General features: G+C 51.3%; 1 protein-coding gene. It reads left to right on the top strand.

The window, feature by feature from the left end; genetic code table 11:
• Positions 1 to 330: Tn3 family transposase (locus tag A3722_RS15195; protein ID WP_150120510.1), on the top strand; the 330-nt coding region annotated here is incomplete at its 5' end.
• Positions 331 to 470: the final 140 nt, after the last annotated feature.

The raw sequence follows: 470 nt of genomic DNA, 5'->3' as shown, positions 1-470 counted from the left end.
GAAGCCCGAAACGCCCTCGCGCGCGGGGTCTTCTTCAACCAACTCGGTGAAATGCGCGATCGCAGCTATGAGCATCAGATCCACAAAGCGTCGGGCCTCAACTTCCTGGTTGCCGCCATCATCCTGTGGAACACCAAATACCTGGAAGCCTCAATCACTGATCTGAGGAAAAACGGAGTAGCCATCCCAAACGAAATTACCAAACATATCGCACCACTTGGCTGGGCCCATGTAGGATTGACCGGGGACTACCTGTGGAACATGAACCCACCACTCAGCTCAGATCGCCTCAGGCCACTTCGGAAACACGAGATACAGGACGCCGCATAAGTTCTCCGTTCGTTCGCACGGCCCGGACAAAAATGACACTTTTATGTAGTGACCCCATTAGCAGGATCAGGTTTCTTTGATGTCATGATGTACCATAAGAATGGTACGCATTGATTTGCAATAGAGGTAGCTCTTACGTA

Source organism: Sulfitobacter sp. HI0027 (assembly GCF_001634775.1).
In the GTDB taxonomy this organism is placed as follows: Bacteria; Pseudomonadota; Alphaproteobacteria; order Rhodobacterales; family Rhodobacteraceae; genus Sulfitobacter.
The sequence above is the reverse complement of the archived record's forward strand: the minus strand, read 5'-3'. Positions and strand labels throughout refer to the sequence as shown.